The sequence below is a fragment of the Furfurilactobacillus entadae genome (assembly GCF_045862745.1).
In the GTDB taxonomy this organism is placed as follows: domain Bacteria; phylum Bacillota; class Bacilli; order Lactobacillales; family Lactobacillaceae; genus Furfurilactobacillus; species Furfurilactobacillus entadae.
In genome coordinates, this window is sequence record NZ_BQXN01000070.1 from 1 (window position 1) to 343 (window position 343).

Sequence of the window (343 nt, forward strand, 5' to 3'; positions counted from 1 at the left end):
CCGCCAAGGATTACTCAATCCACCCAAAGTTACTGGTAAGTTCCGTGTTGATCTTGTAAAGTGGAAACAACAAAATCACGCATCAATAACGGCGACCTGTGGTCACTTTGGCTTTGCTTCAGTGGAGGCTATTGTGCGCTGGGAACGGCTTTATAATCTATATGGTAGTCAAGTGTTGTTAGAGATGCGAACGGGAGTGAAACCACATCGCAAAAGAATCAGATCAGGAACGCATCAAACGCCTCGAGCAAGAGAATTTATCATTGCGGATACGCTTAGACGCCTTAAAAAAATTACAAGCCTTGAGAAAGCATCCAACCAAGAACTCTCACAAGTCATCATC

1 protein-coding gene is annotated in these 343 nt (G+C 44.0%); it reads left to right on the plus strand.

Features of this window, described 5'->3' with window-relative positions:
* The coding region (locus ACKTR5_RS11795; RefSeq protein ID WP_407881707.1) for a helix-turn-helix domain-containing protein at nt 1–343 on the plus strand (343 nt) is incomplete at both ends.